This window comes from Streptomyces sp. GD-15H (genome assembly GCF_045291515.1).
Lineage (GTDB): Bacteria > Actinomycetota > Actinomycetes > Streptomycetales > Streptomycetaceae > Streptomyces.
In genome coordinates this window covers 6,154,257-6,170,598 of sequence record NZ_CP149447.1, presented here as the reverse complement: position 1 = coordinate 6,170,598, position 16,342 = coordinate 6,154,257, and the positions used below count along the sequence as shown (strand labels likewise).

Annotated in this window: 11 protein-coding genes; 3 read left to right on the top strand and 8 right to left on the bottom strand. The window is 72.8% G+C overall.

Annotation, left to right across the window (positions count from 1 at the left end; all coding sequences use genetic code 11):
• Window positions 1-264 precede the first annotated feature (264 nt).
• On the top strand, window positions 265-1,536 hold the full coding sequence (locus WJ438_RS29205; protein ID WP_406727864.1) for a M23 family metallopeptidase: 1,272 nt from the start codon (window positions 265-267) through the stop codon (window positions 1,534-1,536).
• Window positions 1,537-1,610: 74 nt separating this feature from the next.
• Here the strand turns inward: WJ438_RS29205 and WJ438_RS29200 are convergent, their stop codons facing one another.
• The 7 genes from WJ438_RS29200 to WJ438_RS29170 all read right to left on the bottom strand — a co-directional run bounded on the left by WJ438_RS29200 (window position 1,611) and on the right by WJ438_RS29170 (window position 9,730).
• A complete protein-coding gene (locus WJ438_RS29200) occupies window positions 1,611-2,348 on the bottom strand; it encodes an ABC transporter permease (RefSeq protein WP_406727863.1) in 738 nt (245 codons plus the stop codon).
• Window positions 2,329-3,285, bottom strand: a complete 957-nt coding sequence (locus WJ438_RS29195) for an ABC transporter ATP-binding protein (RefSeq protein ID WP_406727862.1) — start codon at window positions 3,283-3,285, stop codon at window positions 2,329-2,331. Before WJ438_RS29195 ends, WJ438_RS29200 begins: the two co-directional genes overlap by 20 nt.
• 100 nt (window positions 3,286-3,385) lie before the next feature.
• Window positions 3,386-4,498 carry a S8 family peptidase gene (locus tag WJ438_RS29190; protein WP_406727861.1) on the bottom strand — a complete coding sequence of 371 codons (1,113 nt, stop codon included), beginning with the start codon at window positions 4,496-4,498 and terminating at the stop codon, window positions 3,386-3,388.
• 427 nt (window positions 4,499-4,925) lie between these two features.
• Window positions 4,926-5,675 (bottom strand): response regulator transcription factor, encoded by a 750-nt coding sequence (locus WJ438_RS29185; protein WP_406727860.1) that lies wholly within the window; start codon window positions 5,673-5,675, stop codon window positions 4,926-4,928.
• Between the two features lie 55 nt (window positions 5,676-5,730).
• Complete coding sequence (locus WJ438_RS29180; RefSeq protein ID WP_406727859.1) at window positions 5,731-6,573, bottom strand: helix-turn-helix transcriptional regulator; 843 nt, start codon at window positions 6,571-6,573, stop codon at window positions 5,731-5,733.
• A 371-nt stretch (window positions 6,574-6,944) separates the two neighbouring features.
• Window positions 6,945-9,416: a hypothetical protein gene (locus WJ438_RS29175; RefSeq protein ID WP_406727858.1), complete on the bottom strand. Its 2,472-nt coding sequence runs from the start codon at window positions 9,414-9,416 to the stop codon at window positions 6,945-6,947.
• 14 nt (window positions 9,417-9,430) lie between these two features.
• Window positions 9,431-9,730, bottom strand: coding sequence for a hypothetical protein (locus WJ438_RS29170; RefSeq protein ID WP_406727857.1), 300 nt, complete (start codon window positions 9,728-9,730; stop codon window positions 9,431-9,433).
• A 540-nt stretch (window positions 9,731-10,270) separates the two neighbouring features.
• Between WJ438_RS29170 and WJ438_RS29165 the strand changes: the two genes are divergently transcribed.
• Window positions 10,271-12,496 carry a LuxR C-terminal-related transcriptional regulator gene (locus WJ438_RS29165; protein WP_406727856.1) on the top strand — a complete coding sequence of 742 codons (2,226 nt, stop codon included), beginning with the start codon at window positions 10,271-10,273 and terminating at the stop codon, window positions 12,494-12,496.
• Window positions 12,493-15,102 (top strand): LuxR C-terminal-related transcriptional regulator, encoded by a 2,610-nt coding sequence (locus WJ438_RS29160; protein WP_406727855.1) that lies wholly within the window; start codon window positions 12,493-12,495, stop codon window positions 15,100-15,102. Before WJ438_RS29165 ends, WJ438_RS29160 begins: the two co-directional genes overlap by 4 nt.
• A gap of 22 nt (window positions 15,103-15,124) precedes the next feature.
• Here the strand turns inward: WJ438_RS29160 and WJ438_RS29155 are convergent, their stop codons facing one another.
• Window positions 15,125-15,403 carry a response regulator transcription factor gene (locus WJ438_RS29155; protein ID WP_406727854.1) on the bottom strand — a complete coding sequence of 93 codons (279 nt, stop codon included), beginning with the start codon at window positions 15,401-15,403 and terminating at the stop codon, window positions 15,125-15,127.
• Window positions 15,404-16,342: the final 939 nt, after the last annotated feature.

Below are 16,342 nucleotides of genomic sequence, written 5' to 3'. Positions count from 1 at the left end.
CCCTCAGCAGCGCTGACCTGCATAAACTCACGGGATACCGCCGAGGGGTGCTTCGAGGGGCACGTGCCGGGCGCCGAACGACTAGGAGAATGCCCATTCATTGGATTCCTCGCCGTGCGTTCGTGTGCGTTGACGAGGTGGGGTGGGCAGCCATACTTGGTCCGGCGATGTGCCGCCCGCCCTCGAACCGCCCGAGCCCGGCCCCGGGCCCCGGCCCCACGAGCACCTCACGCACAGCACCCCTACCAACGGGAGCTCAGCCCCATGGTCCTTGCACTCCTGAACGCCGTCCTGATCCTGTCCGTTCTGGTGCTCGTCCACTGGTACCTGTACCGGCGGCTCGTCAAGGACCTCTCGCTCGCGGGCAGTTCGTGGCGACGCCTCGGCACGGCGCTGGTGTGGCTGCTGTCCGCGGTCACCGTGTTCGTACTGACGGCCGGTCCCGCCGAGCCGCCCTTCGAGGTCCGACGCGTCGGGGCCCGGGTTGCCTCCGCATGGCCGACCCTGCTGCTGTACCTCACCGTCGCGCTGCTCCTCGGCGAAGTCGTCCGCCCCCTGCTCCGTCGGCGCCTGGCCCGCCGGGCCGCCCCGGCACCGGACGCGTTCACCGCGGACGTCGCCACCGGGGCCGCGGCCGGCACCGCCACCGGGTCGGGTGGGACCGGCTCCGGCACGGCCGCCGGACCGGCCGGCTCCGGCACGGCCGGTCCGGCGACGGCCGGCGACGATCCCGCCCGCAGGCTCTTCGTCGCCCGCACCGTCGCGATCGGTGCCACCGCCCTCGCCGCGGGGGGCACCGCCGTCGCCGTCGCCCGGTCGGGAGAGCCGACCGGACATGACCCGAGGGCGGGGGGCGTGGAGGTCTCGATGCCCTTCACCGGACCGTGGCGCGTCAGGAACAGCCCGGCCCGCCGGGTCCCCAGCCATGGCACCGACCTGCTCGGCAGCAGCTACGCCATCGACTTCGTCGCCGTGGACGACCGGCACCGGACGGCGGGCAGCCGCAGCTGGCGGACCTTCCTCGCCACTGAACCGCCGGAGATCTTCCACGCCTTCGGCCGGCCGGTCCTGGCGCCGGTCAGCGGTACGGTCATCGCCGCCCACGACTCCGAGCCCGATCACGAGGCACGGCGGTCGCAGCTGGCGCTGGTGCCGTATGTGCTGGGACAGGGTTCACGACTGCGTGAGGGCGTGCACGCCATCGCGGGGAACCATGTGATCATCTCGCTCTCCCCCAGTGGTCCGTTCGTCGCCCTGGTGCACTTCAGGTCCGGTTCGGTCCGTGTCTCCGCCGGCGACACGGTGGTCGAGGGACAGCACATCGCGGACTGCGGCAACTCGGGGAACTCGACCCAGCCGCATGTGCACGTCCAGGCCATGGACAGCGCCGATCTCTCCGTCGCCCGGGGCCTGCCGATGCGGTTCCGGCCGTTCCGTGAATGGACCCGGGGGCCGGACGGCGGGTTCCGCGTCGTCGAGGGGACCGCTCCGCGGGAGGAGTCCGTCGTGGAACCGCTGCCGGTGAAGCCGCTCTGAGAACGGCGACGTTCCCGGCGCGGGGTCTCCGCCCGGGAACGTCGCGTTCTCGGTTCCTCGTCCGCGCGAAAGCCTCAGGGCCTTCGGGACATCATCCGGTAGGTGATGAGGAACCCGACGAGGGACCAAGCTGCCAGGACGGCGAAGGGAAGACCCGAGACACCGTCCGAAGGGGTGGCGAGCGTGTCCCGGACGGCTTCGGCCATGTACTCGAACGGGAGCACCGCGTGCACGGACTCGAACCAGTCCGGCAGCCGGGAGGCCGGGAACGTGATCGGCGAGAACATCAGCGCCACGAACACGACCAGTTGGGACATCATGCGGGCGACCTGCGGAGCCATCCCGTACCCGATCCCGTACCCCAGGCCGATGGCCGTGAACGCGGTCAGGAGGACCGCGGGGAGCACCAGCGGGCTGATGTCGAGATTCAGATCGAAACGCAGGCCCGCGACGACGAGCGCGGCCACCATGCCGGGCAGGGCGGTGAGCAGCGCGATCGTGGCGTCCGACGCGATGAGGGCGCTTCTGGGCACCGGCAGTGAGCGGTTGAAGTCGAAGATGCCCTCCTGCTTCGAGGACGCGACCTCCTGGGGGCCGATCACCATGCCCACGGTGATGAGCCCGAGCACCGGGGCGCCCGTCGCCAGGTAGAGCGCGGTGGCGTCGTCCATCTCGGGCACCAGGTAGGCGAATCCGACGATGATGCCCACCGCGAGGCAGGTCTGGATGACGAGGTTCAGGGGCAGGGTCGCGCGGCTGCGCAGCGCGGTCCACCCCAGCAGCAGGCCGTAACTACGCAGCCAGTGAGTCATCGTCTCCCTCCTCGTCCTTCTTCTGGGCGCCGGGGGCGTCCTCGCCGCCGACGAGTTGCAGATACACGTCCTCCAGGCCGACCGGCACCAGAGCGAACTCGTCGATGAGCCCGGCGTCGCGGAGTTCCTGCGCCCAGGCGAGCGCCGCCGACGCCGAGCCGGAGCCGATGGGCACCGCGAGCCGCCGGGAGCCGCGCAGCGGCAGGCCCGCGACGGGGAGGTGGGCCGGCGGGTCCGGCAGGCTGTCCGGGACCGCCGCGGTCAGTTCGAGCCTGAGGTCGCCAACCGCACGGGCACGCAGCTGTGCGGCGGTGCCCTCCGCCATCACCTTCCCGGAGCCCAGCACGACGATGCGGTCCACGCTCCGCTCGGCCTCCACCACGTTGTGGGTGACGAGGAGCACGGCGCAGCCCCGATCGGCGAGTTCGCGGATCTGCTGCCACAGCAGCCTGCGGCGTACGGGGTCCACGTCGTTGGTCGGCTCGTCGAGCATCGCGACCCGTCCGGGCTCGGCCGCGGCCATGCCGTACGCGGTCAGCCTGCGGATGCCGCCGGAGAGCCGCTCCCCCGAGGTGTCGGCCCACTTGCCGAGGTCCAGCGCGTCGATGAGTTCCCCGGTCCGCTCGTTGGCGGCCTGCTTGCTCATCCCCCGGATACGGGCCATCGTCCTGATGGCCTGCCTCGGGGTCACCCCGGCCAGCGGCGCGTGGGCCTGGGGCATCACCGAGACCATCCGGCGGGCCCTGGCGGGTTCCGCGACGGGATCGCATCCGTCGACCCGGATGGTGCCGGACGTGGGCACCACGAGCCCGGCCACCTGGTTGATCAGCGTCGTCTTGCCGGCTCCGTTGTGCCCCAGCAGGCCGACGACCTCACCGGCCTCGACGCGCAGGCTGATGCCGTCGTTGGCGCGGGTGCCGTCCCGGTAGCGTTTCACGAGATCTTCGATGGTCAGCAATGTCCCACCCGGTGCCTTGGAGGAGTGTGAGGGGTGCGAGGGGGCCGCGGGTACGCCGGGAGTGCGCGGTGGCGTGGTCTCACCGGGTCACCCGGAGCAGCTTGTTGGGGGTGTCGGTCGGCACACCGGTGAGCGCGCCGTCCACGGCCCTGCCCGTCAGCGCCTTGCCCACCGCGTGCGGGGTGGCGCGCGGGTCCGTGCCGAGGAGGAGCGCGGCGGCACCGGACACGTGTGCGGCGGCGACCGACGTGCCGGACGCGGTGACGGTCCCGCCGCCCGGCCAGGTGGACGGAATGTCCACACCGGGGGCGTAGAGGTCCAGTCCCTTCCCGTAGTTGCTGAACGGGGCGACCTGGTCGGCGCAGTCGGAGGCGCCGACGGTGAGGGCCTCGGCCACCCGCGCCGGCGAGGAGTTGGCGACGTCGTCGGTGCTGGCGCCGGCCGACATGGCGTAAGTGACCCCGGCGGCGAGGGAGTTGCGCACCGCCTCGTCGAGCACCTCGCTCGCGGGGGCGCCGATGACGAAGTTGGCGACCGACGGCCCGTCGGCGTGCTCGGTGACCCAGTCGATGCCCGCCACCACTCCGGCGAGGGTTCCGCCGCCCTGCGCGTCGAGCACCTTCACCGAGATCAGCTCGGCCTGCTTGGCTACGCCGTGTTCGGTGCCGCCGATGATGCCGGCCATGTGGGTGCCGTTGCCGTGCTCGTCGCCGCCGTCACCGCCGAAGGCGTCGAAGCCGGGCCTGGCGCGGGGCAGCAGGTCGGGGTGGTCGTAGTCGATGCCGGTGTCGATCACGTAGACGTCGACGCCCTTGCCCGCGGAGCGGGGGTAGGCGTAGGAGCCGTCCAGGGGCAGCGCGTTCTGGTCGATCCGGTCGAGTCCGCAGGACAGCGGGGACGGCTGCGTCACTGTGCGCGACCGGGTGCGGTGCACCACGGTGTTCTGCTCGACCATGCGGACGCCCGGGGCGCCGGCCAGACGCCGCGCCTGCTCCGCGCTTCCCTCGATCAGCGCACCGCGCAGCGCGTGGTCGTACTTCTCCCGCACCCGCACGCCGTACCTGCCGGCGAGATCGGGCTCCGCTCCGTCCTCGAAAACCACGAGATAACTCGCGTTCACCGCGTTGTCGCTTTCCGCGTTGACGACGGTTCCGGAGTCCGCCGCGTATCCCGGAGCGGTCGTCGCGCCCACGCAGAGCAGAGTTCCCAGAGCCAGGGCGGTGGCTGATATTCGACGGCGACGGGTGAACCGGGCTGATGACACTTTTGTCCCCTCACAAGAAAATGCGTTGTCACGTGACGTGCGGCACGGCGGACGCCCGGCGAATCGGCGATACATGCCTCGCGGACGGCGTCGGCCGGCTTCGCCGACCACGTTCCTCGTGTTGGCGAGAATTCGCCGGGTTCGACGCCGATCACTGAAAGAATTCCCAGAGATTCCGGCCCGGACTTGCACCGTTCGCACCTCTGGGCCGCCGAGGGACCCCATATCCGGGAATTCGTCCCACCCGGCCTCTCCGGACACCTTGGATTCCACCGCCTGCCGGTCGGGCCGGAACGCGGCGCCCTCCCCCTCGCCCCCCATCGGTCCGGGGACGTCCCGATCCGCCGGGCAGTCCCTAGGCGTGCGGTCCGAGGACCGAGAGCCGGTAGCCCTCGTCCTCGGGGGACTCGACCAGCCGGGACGGTCCGAGCCGTTCCCTCAGCGAGGCGATCCGGGTCGGCAGGGTGGCGCGCAGCGATGCCCGGTGCGCCCGCAGGACCTCCTCGACGATCTGGTCGGCGTGCAGTGTCTCGCCCGGCCGCCGGGCCAGCGCGGCCAGGATGTCGAACTCGTCGTCCGGCAGTTCGGTCGGGGCGCCGTCGACCAGCACGGCCCGCTCCCGCAGGTCGATGCGTACTCGCCCGGCCAGCAGCAGGTCTCCTGGCAACTCCTCGAAGGGTCCCTCGGGGGTGGCTGCGGCAGGGGCGGTGCCGGTGCCGGAGTCAGTGGTGGCGGCGGGCTCGGCGGGCCGTCCACGGCGCATCACCGCCCTCGTCCGGGCCAGCAGTTCGGCCAGGTTGTAGGGCTTGACGAGGTGGTCGTCCGCGCCCAGGTCGAGCGCTCGCACGCAGGACAGGTGGTCCCCGCGCGCGGTGGTCACCAGGATCGGGACCGTACTGGCGGCCCGCATCGCGCCACACAGCCCGAAGCCGTCGCAGTCGGGGAGGGCGAGGTCGAGCAGGACGGCATCCGGGCGGGCCCGGTCCAGCAGCTCGAGCGCGTCCCTGCCGGTGGACGCGCACACCGCCTCCAGGCCCTGTTCCGCCAGAGCTGCCCCGAGAGCCGCCGACACCCGCTTGTTGGCCTCAACGACCAGTAATTTCACATCGTCCTCGTTCTTGCGCGCTCAGCGCTCTGAAGTGCTCAACGTCCTGAAGTGCTCAACGCCCTGACGGCTGGCGCTGCCGCGATCGCGCGCGCGTCTCGCCCCACCCGTTCTCCGTTCCCGGCTGATCCGAGCGGATGTAGTCGGGGAGAACCCTCGGCGGCCAGCTGCCGATGCTGAACATGCCCATCGAGTACGCCCTCGCCGCCAGCGCCGTCCGGTTGGGCACCTGGAACTGCCGCAGCAGCATCCCGACGTGGTACTCGATGCCCTGCCGGCTGAGGAACAGCTTGGCCGCCAGACGTACGGTCGGGTCACCCGCCGCCACGCCCTCCAGGACCTTCGCGCTGAGCGGGGCCAGCTTCCATTGCGAGCCGTCGTACGCCTCGCGGTCGTCGGGCGTTTCCTCCGGCGTGAACTGAACCACGATCATCTTGACCCGACCCGCTCCGTCAGTCACCGGGAACGCGGTGATCTTGCCGGAAACCGTGGTGCCGTAGACGGACAGGACGACGGAGTGACCGACGAGACGAGTTCGGTGTCCCTGCACGAGCAGGCCGAACTGACGCAGCATGTGCTGCCGCACACTCGGGTGCAGGAACTCCACGAATTCACGGCCGCGCAGTTCTTCCGGCCGCTGGGCGCACCGGGGCATCACGGGGCTGTTGACGGAACGCACACGCAGATTCGGGTCAAGAATGGCGAGAGCGATTCCGGAGCGTTCGAAAAGCGAAAGGAACGCATCGCGGTACTTCTCGCTCCAGATTTCCGCGTCGAACAGAGAAGAATCTATTTCATGCAGCGTTTCGGCGGAACACGGATTTTTCCCGGGCAAGGTAGCATGCGACTCCGCCGCCCGAAGGAGTCCGTCCACCGTGCTGATCTTCGCGTGGGCCATGTAGGCCTTTCCCTCCCTCTCCCGAATCTTTCACTGGCTGTGAGCCAGCCTACGGAGTACGGGCGCTGACGTGCAATGGGATCCGGAACCCCCTCGAAAGACTGTGGTCGCCACCCAGCGGGTTCGGAGAGACCGTCGCAGCGGCCCCCGGGAAGGGCGGGAAACGGCTCCCGGTGCCGCTCGGTGACCTCCGGTCAACCGCGAATTACCGGCATTTCCACCCACATTTTCCGTTACCGCGGCAGGACCAATCCGGCTTACCGGCGAGTAGCCCGTTCGGTGCACCGATCGGGCACAGGTCGCCGACCACCGGCACCGACACCGGCCCTCACCCCGGCACCCATACCCACGCCGGCACCCCGGTCACCGGATCACAGCCGCTCGGCGAGCACGCCCGAGCCGAAGGCCGCCCTTCCGGCCATGCGGCGCACCGCCGGAACCAGCCCGGCCCTGCCGTCCACGTCCAGCCGGTGGTACAGCCTGGTGAGGATCTTCTCCACGGCCCGCCGGGTTACTCCGAGTGCCTCGGCGGTGTCCTGGTTGGTGTGGCCCAGGGTCACCAGGGAGGCGACCCGCCGCTCGGTGTCGCTGAGCATCCCGCCGGCCTCCGGTACGCCTCCGCACGGCGGCGTACCGTACGGGGACGGCGGCTGCGAGTCGGTCCAGCGCCGCAGCACCGCCTCGCCCATCGCCTCGGCGATCCGGTCCGCCTCGGCGAGGATCTCGTCGGAGCCCGGCCGTCCGGCGGCCCGCATCCGGTTTCCGTACGCCGTCAACGACCGTCCCAGCTCCAGGTGGCTGGAGCTCTCCCTGAGCACGGCGACGGACTCGGCGAGCAGGGACAGGGCGTAGCGACCGCGCACGACGGTGCCCCACATGCGCAGGATCCGGCCGAGTGCGGTCGGCGCGCCGAAGCGCCGTGCCCGGTCGCAGGCGCGGGCGAGGAGTTGGAGCGCGGCTTCCGGATCGCCGAGGCGGAGCAGCAGGGGCACGCACCACACGTCGACCGGGAACAGGGTCCGGTTGCACCAGCCCGCCGCCTCGGCGCGGCGGGCGGCGTCCTGCAGGTCGGCCGCGAGGGCGGGCAGTTCACGCTCCGCGGTCAGCGGGATCTGCAGCACCCGCAGGGCGAGTCCGCACACCGGTTGCCCGGCGCCCTGTCCCTGGGCCAGCCGGTCCCGCAGCCGCTCCGCCAGCCAGGTGTCGTCCGTCTCGACCGCCACGGACGTCAGGCTGAGCACCGTCAGCCAGTCGTGGTCCCCCAGGGAGTCCCCCACCGAGTCCCCTGACGGGTCCCGCACCGGGTCGGGCGCGGCCGCGCAGGCCTCCCACGCGTCCGCCCGGGCGTCGGCGGGCCGGCCGGCGTGCACGGCGGTGAGCGCGCGCCAGCTCAGCACGGCCGTGCGCAGCCGCCGGTCGTCGCGCTGCCGCGCCGTCTCGAGCGCCATGTCCAGCCAGCAGCGCGCCGGTTCACCCGCCTCCGAGACGGCCGCGCAGGCGATCGTGAGCGCGGACGCGGTGTACTCCGAGGCGGCCGATGCCGGTTCGTGCTCCAGCAACCACCGTGTGCGGGCGGCGACCTCGGAGGCGGGCAGTCCGCCGCCGAGGACGCCCGCGAAGACGAGGACCGCCATGAGTTCTCGCCGGGCCTCGGTACCGGGCCCGGTTCCCGGTCCCGGATCGAGGGCTCGTCCCGGATCGAAGGCTCGCAGCCGTTCGACGGCGGCGGCCTGGGCCGCCGGGTCGCCCAGCCGCGACAGCCGGGCGCGGGCCTCCAGCCGCAGCCCGAGCTCCGACGCCTCCAAAGTGGCCGTCGGCACCGTCGGCTCCGCGCGCCCTGCCCCGGCCTGTTCCAGCATCTCCGCCGCCGCGTGCGGGGCGGAGAGGAACAGGGTGAGCGGCACGCAGGCCACGACCGCGGCGCGTCCCTGGACCGCGCCCAGCAGGGGAAGCGCCTGACCGACGTGGCGCAGCGTCGCGGAGGTGTCGGTGTTCCGTTCCACGTCGGCGAGGGCGGTCAGCAGGTCGCCGCGCTGAGGGCTGTCGGGCGGGAACTCGCGCAGGGCTCGGCGCAGACAGCGGATCGCGAGCGCGTCGTCGCCGCCGCGCCACACTTCGCAGGCGGTCTCCCGCATCACCCGTGCGGCCTCGGTCCAGTCACCGGGGCCGACCTCCATGAAATGGGGGACGACCCGCTCGGCCGGTGCGCCCGAGGTATGGAGCAACTCGGCCGCCCGGCGGTGCAGTCGGTCGCGGTCGGTGAGCGAGATTCCCTCCTCGGCGGCCTCCCGTACGCAGTCCCACAGTACGGGCGGTGTCCAGCGGTCGGCGGCCCAGCCGAGTCTGACCAGCGCCCTGGCCGCCGCGTCCCCTTCGACCGGGTCCAGATCCGCCAGACGGGCGAGGATGTGCGTCTCGGTCTCTCCGCCGAGGATCGCCGCGCAGGCGGCGAGCCGGCCGACGGACTCCGGGTGACCGGTCAGGGCCGCGGCCACACGGGACCGCAGGCTCCAGGGCGCGGGCCGGGCACGGGCGATGTCGAGCAGGCATGCGGAGGCACCGCGGCCCGTACGTTCCAGACGTTCCAGACGTTCCAGCAGGGAGATGATCAGCGCCGGGTTGCCGCCGGTCGCGCGGGTCCAGGCGTGGACCTGGTCGTCGGCGAGGACGATGCCGCGTTCCCCGAGCAGGGCACGCACTCCCTCCGCGCCGAGCGGCCCCACCCGGATCACCTGGTCAGCGGCCGACAGGATGTCCTGCACACCCGGCATCTCGGTGGCGAACTCGCCTTCGCACACGGCGACCGCCATGAGCAGCAGGCCCGGCCCCGGATCGGCGAGCAACGCGGTCAGCCGGGTCAGGGCCGGCTCCCCGCCCGCTGCAGGTCGTCGACGAGCAGCGCGACCGGGCGGCCGGTGGTTTCCGGGCGGGCCGGGCCGGGGCGGCCGAGGGGCAGGCCCTGTTCCAGCCGGCTGCCACGGGCTCGCCGTACGACGAAGCCGTGCTGTTCCGCGTGGACCGCGACCGTGTCGAGGAAGGCCGAACGTCCCATGCCCGGAGTTCCGGTGACCGCCACGAGCACGGTGTCGCCAGTCTGCGTGCTGTTCATCGCACGTCGGACCGTGTCGAGGTCCTGTGTCCGCTCCAGGAGCCGCACGGAGCCTCCATTCACCAGCGGATTCGGTCAAGTATGGGCAATTCCGGGTCAGTTGAACCGGCGAGTCACCTGGACAAAAAGGCCCTGCACCATCAACAAAAAGTCATAGCACTGTCATATCGTAATGATTATGAGTTCGAGACGACCAAAGTCGGCGCATCCTCTTCCCTCGTTCTCTACTTCCCACTCCCACACGCTCAGGGCAGGAACCGCTGCCGTGCCGGCCGCCACGCCACGCGGGCCGTCCGCCTGCCCGGTCCGTGGCGAACACCCCGGCGCGCGCTGTGTGGTGATGCTGGGCTCCCCCGGCCATGCCTCGGTGGACGCCATCGCCCACCATGTCAGTGCCACGTACGGACGGGAGGCGACCATACGGCGCGTGGGCTGCCGGCGTGAAGCGGCCGGCACGGAGCACGCCGTGCTGCGACGCCTGCTCGGCACCTCACCTCCGGGACACGAAGTCCGGTACGCGACCCACTCGTTGGTCTGCGGGCTGCTGGCGCGCGGGCCACTCGTCCTCGTTATCGGTGATGCGCAGTGGTGCGACGAGGGCACGCTCCGCTTCATCGACCGGCTGATGCGTGCCACGTACCGGCAGCCGCTGACCGTCCTGCTTCACCTGCCCCCGGACTGCCGGGTCCCGCCGCGGCGGCGTTCCACGAACTGGCGACGCGGGACTACTGCACGGTCGTCGACGCCGCGGGGCTCTGGCCCGCCGACACCGCCCGGCCTGCCGCCGAAGACCTGGCCGAACTCGCCCGGCGCGAGCCCCGGCTGCTCGAGGTCGCCCGGGCGGCGGCGGCACTCGGCAGCACCGACCCGGACCTCGTCGGCGCCCTGGCCGGACTCCCGTCCAAGGCGACGGGCCGACTCCTGGAGGACGCCGAGATCCGCGGTCTGCTCCCCGGGCCCCTACCGGCCCACGGCACCCCCTCGCTGCTGGACACCCTGCCCGAGGCCGAGCGGGAGCGGATGCGCGCCCAGGCCGCCGAGATCCTCAACGACGCGGCCAAACCGGCCGAGCAGGTGGCCGACCTGTTGCTCGGACAGAGCACGCTGGACCGCTCCTGGATGCGTGCCGTCCTCAAGGAGGCGGCGGCAACCGCCCGGCACGACCGCCCGGCTGCCGCGGTGTCCTATCTGACGCGGCTCCACGCCGCCGACACCGACGATGTCGCCGTCCGTATGGACCTCGCCGCCGCGCTGGTCGACATCGATCCCCTGGCCGCCCGGGAACACCTCACCCACCTCGTCGGGACGCCACCCGGCACGGACGATCCGCTGATCCGGGCCCACGCCGCCGACCTGCTCCTGCTCACCTCCCTCATGGTGCACGACTCCCCCGACGGGCCCGCGGCGCTCGACGCGCTGCTGCGTGAGCTGGGCCCCGGCCGCCAGGACGGCCCACCGACCGGACGGGCACAGCGGGCTCCGGCCACCCCTCCTGCCGTCCCCGCCGCCCCCGCGGCTTCTGCGAGCTCTCCGGTCTCTGTCGCCCTCACCTCGCCCGCCTCCTCCACCGTCCCGGCCTTCACCGACCACCCGACCGAGCACGTGGTCCTCGCCGTCCGCGCGCTGCGCACCGCGCTGACCGCCGCCGGGCAGGAGGCACGGGAGACGGCGATCGCCGACGCCCGTCAGGTCCTCTGGTCCGGGCGGCCGCGCACCGCCTGGGCCAGGGTCGCCGCAGCGCAGGTCCTCGCGCTGGCCGACGACACCGCGACCGCGCTCGACCAGTTGCAGCGGACCGTCGCCGACAGCGCCGAGCGCGAGGAGGTGTGGGCCGAGTGCCACGCCGCTTCGGCACGGGCCATGGTGCTGCTCGAATCGGGCCAGGCGGCCGAGGCCGCCGAGGCGGCGTCGGCCGCGTCCCGTCTCTCCGAGGGAGAGGGCACGTCGGGGCGGAGCCGGCTGGCGTCGATCGCCCTCGCCCACGCCCTGGTCGCCCGGGGCGACCTCGACCGGGCGCAGGAGGTACTGCTCCGGCTCGACGGCCGCCGACTCGACGACTGCGTCTGGGAGTACCACCACCATCTGACGGCCCTGGCCCTGGTCGAGCGCGGCCGTGGCCGGCCCGAGCAGGCCCTGCGTCTGCTCGAGCGGTGCGGGACCAGTCTCGCCGCCGCCGGCGTGTGGAACCCGGTGTTCACCATCTGGTGGGTGCACAGCACCGAGTTACTCATGCGGCTGGGCCGGCCGGGCGCCGCCGCCCAGCGGGCCGAGTTCGGCGAGCATCTGGCCGAGCGATGGCCGACGGCCCGCAGCACGGGGCTGGGTCTGCTGGCCCGGGGCATGGTGGCCGACCCGGCCGACCGCGTCGAACTGCTCACCGAGAGCGCCCGGGTACTGGCCCAAAGCTCCGACCGGCAGTCCCACTCCCTCGCCGAACTCCACCTCGGCAAGGCCCTGCTGCACCGGTCGGACCGGGGTGCGCACCCTCGTCTGCGCGCGGCGCTGGCGACCGCCGTGCGGTGCGGCCTGACCTCCGTCGCCGAACAGGCACGGTGCGCGCTCCGCTCGGCGGAGGGCCGGCACACCCCGGCGGCGCTGAGCCATGCCGAACGTCCCGTGGCGGAACTGGCGGCGGCCGGGAAGTCGAACCGGGCGATCGCGGACGCCCTGTGCCTGACCGTACGCACGGTCGAGTACCACCTGACGAACGTGTACCGGAAGCTCGGCGTCCCCGGGCGAGCAGGCCTCGCGAAGTGGTTCCCGGCGCACGGGCCGCAGCCTGCCGCGGCGCGAGCGCCCGGCGAGGCACGGTGAACCGGCCGCCGCAGCCACCGGGTTCACTCGGCGCGCCCGGCGGGCTCCTGGAACGGACGGAGGAACTGGCCACATTGGAGCGGGCCGTGCGCCAGGTCGTGGACGGCGGGACGGCGACCGTCGTCGTGCGCGGGCGCCCGGGCACCGGCCGCAGCGCCTTGCTCGCCGAGGGCGCGGCCCTCGCCCGGCGGTCCGGCCTGCACGTCGTCGCAGCGGCCGGGCAGGAACACGCCGCCGCACTCCAGGCCGAACCCGCTGCTGCCGGAGTCCCGTTGGCGATACTCGTCGACGACACCGGGAGCACGCCGGTGGCGGAGCGGACGAAGTCCTCCACGGGCCACCCGAACCCGCGGCCCGCGTTGTGGGTGGTCGTCGAGGGCCCGGAAGACTCCGCCCCGGCGCCGCACGGCGCGGAGGCCGGTCCCCGATACGAGTTGTCGCTGCTCCCGCTCACCGAGCACGCCGTACGGACGCTGCTCGCCCGGGCGTACGGCGAGGAGGCGGCCGACTCGCTCCTGCCTGCCGCGATCGCCGCGACGGGCGGCAACCCGGCGGTATTGTGCGCCACGCTCCGGCGATGGCCCGGCCCGCCGCCCGGCGCCGACGAATTCGCGGCGCTCACCGACCAGATGGGCCGACACCACCTGAGGACCGTGCTGGCGCGGGCGTCCGCGCGGGCGGTCGCGTTCGTCGCGGCGAGCGCGGTGGCGGCGGGACACTTCTCGTTCCGCCAGGTCTGCGAACTGGCCGGGATCTCCGTGCCGGACGGCGAGCAGGTGCGTACGGAGCCGTCCGTCACCGGCCTGCTCGGCTCCGTCGTACGGCCCCGGGTGTACGACCCGCTGGTGGCCGACCGGGCACTCGACCTCCTGGACGGCGACCGGCGCCGTGAACTCCACGAGTGTGCGGTGCGGTTGGCGTACCGCGAGGGTTTCCCGCAGGACGTGCTCGGCCGACTGGCCGCGCGGACCTCGCTGGACGAGCCCTGGATGCCCGGCGCGCTGTACGCGGCGGGCACGGCCGCGCGCCGGTCCGGCGACGACGAGGCGGCGGTGGTGTTCCTCGAACGGGCGCTGGACCACGGAGCGGCCGACGGGCTGCGCACGGACGTACAGCTGGAACTGGCGAAGGCGCAGACCTCGCGGCGGCCGGCGGCGGCCGAGCGCGGGTTCCGACGGATCCTGGTGGAGACCGACGTCCCGGACCGGTCCGGGGCCCTGCTGTTCGCCGCCGACGTGCTGGCGTTGCACGCCGGGGGCGACGCTGCGGCGGCGCTGTGCGCGACGGCGGCGCGGGCGACGACGTCGGAGGTGGAGCGACGTACGCTGCTCGGCCTGCACGTGCTGACCGTGGAAACCTGCCCGACCGGACCGGCACCGGCGCCGGACGCCTTGGCCCTCGGCCGGTGGGACGACCGGGAGACGCAGGATTTCGACGCGACCCGGGCCGCGGCCGGGGCCTGGCGGCACTGCCTGGCCGGACGGGAGATCGGCGAGGCCCGCCGACTGGCCGGGAGCGTGCTGATCCGCGCCGGAAACGGTCTGTTCACTCCCCGGTTGTTCGCCGCGCGCGTGCTCGCCGCCGCCGAGGACGTGGCGCTGGCCCGGTCCGGGCTGCAGCGGATCACGGCCGAGGCTCGACGGCTCAGGGTGAGCCCCGTGACCGGGCAGGCACTGCTGGGTCTCGCCGAACTCGCCTTGCGAACCGGTGAATTGGAGCAGGCCAGGGAGCGGTTTGCAGAGGCGGTCGCCGAGGTGCCCAGGCACCATTGGCATCCGCGGGCGCTGCCGAGACTGACCGCGGTGGAGGCACTCATCGCCCTGGAGTCCGGACGGACGGAGCTGGCGGAGTCGATCCTGGTGCGGTCGGCCCAGGCGGACGCCCAGCCGGACCGCAACGAGCACGGTCTGGGCCGTGCCCACCTGCTGTTCGCCCGGGGCGTCCTCTGCCTGCGCACCGACCGGACCTCCGAGGCGAGGGCGCACCTGCGCGAGTGCGGCCGGATTCTGCGGCCCCTCGGCTGTGTGAACCCCGCTGTCATTCCCTGGCGTTCGCATCTCGCCATGGCGGAGGCCGCCTGCGCGGCCCCGCAGGCGGCGGCCCGCCTGGTGGTCGAGAGCCTCACGGCGGCCCGGGCCTGGGGCGCGCCGGGCGCGGTCGGTGCCGTCCACCTCTGGGCGGGGTCGGCCCTCACCGACCGTACGGCGCTGGGGCATTTGCGGACCGCGGTGCGTCTGCTCGCCGGCATGCCGACGCGGAGACTGTACGCACGGGCGATGGTCGCGCTGGCCTCCGCCCTGCTCGACGCCGGCCGGCCGACGGAGGCGCGGCGCCTGCTCAACGAGGCGGTCAGGCGGGGACGGCCGTTCCCGCTCACCGAGGAGGTCGCCGCCCGGCTCGCCACTCAGCCCGGCTCGAACCGGGCGCGGCTGAGTCCGGCCCAGTTGCGGGTCGCCCTGCTGGCGGCGGAGGGCTGGTCGAACACGGCGATCTCCAAGGAGCTGTCGGTCGGCGTCCGCACGGTCGAACTCCACCTGACGCACACCTACCGCGCCCTGGGCATCAACGGCCGCTCCGACCTGGCAGTGGTACTGGGCCACCCGTAGGGCCTGGCCTGCCGCCGGGGCCCTATGCGCCCAGCGCCTCCCCCAAGCCCGTACCCACGAGCCCCTCACGCAGGGCGACCGCGGCGGCCTGCGTGCGGTTGGGGCAGTCGAGCTTGGCCAGCACGATCGCCACGGTGCGCTTGGCGACATGCTCGGACACCTCGAGGGCCTGTCCGATCTGCCGGTTGCTGAACCCTTCGACCAGCAGTTCCAGCACTCGTCTCTCCCGCTCGGTGAGCTGCCTCCTCGGCGACCGGGTCCGCGGCCCGACGGCGCCCCGGCCGGACCGCGGGACCACCACCGGCTGCCCGGTCGGCTCCGGCGCCGGCCGTTCCCCGCGGCCGGCATTCGCAAGGCCTCGTCGAGCCCCTCGCTGGTCAGGGCGTCCTGATCCAGAATTCCGTCACAGGGCACGATCCCGCCGGCCGCGGCGCGCCGCACCTCGGCACCGGGCAGCACCAGCAGGACCCGGACCCCGTTGCGGTGGACGACCTCCGCCAGTTCGGCGGCCCACGCGTCCTCGCCCTCCCCGACGCCGTTCACACACCAGAGCACCAGCACGTCGCAGGAGAGGATGAGCAGTTGGACGGCGTCCTCGGGCGACGCCGTCGTGAACTCCTCGGGCCGGAAGACGGTGGCCTGCTTCACCTGGGCCGCTTCCTTCAGCATGGCGGCGAGCCCACTGCGCGCGACAGCACCCCGTGCCACGACCGCGACCCTGACCGATCCCTCGTTCATTCAGCGCCCCTGTCCATCCGTCGATCGGCTCCCCCACCGAGCCGCCGTCGCACAATCCAGCGATTATGTCCCGGCAGGGTACGGTTTTGCGCCATCGAGAGGATTGCATTAGATCGACGATCCCGTCACCACTCCGTCACGTACGGCTATCCCGGCCCCTGCCTCGGACCCCGCCCACAAGATCTCGGCCATACGAGTACCTACTCGACCACCATTGACACCCGAGAACACACCCGAACCGAAAAGTCGGAGATCACCGGTAACCCGCCTTTGCGGGCAAGAGCCCCCGGGTCGGGTGATTCGGGCCAGTGCCGCGGGCACGGTGGCCGGACATGCGCGAGTCCGGACCCAAGGGTCCGGACGGGTGGCGCCCCCTCCGGGCACGGGCCGCTTCCGGACCGTGCGCTCGCCAGAACCGGTTCCGGTTGCCGCCCCGGCCCCGCAGAACGGGAAAGGGAGAAGGGGAACGACCGACGTCCATGGCCTCCCGCTCACCGCGCCG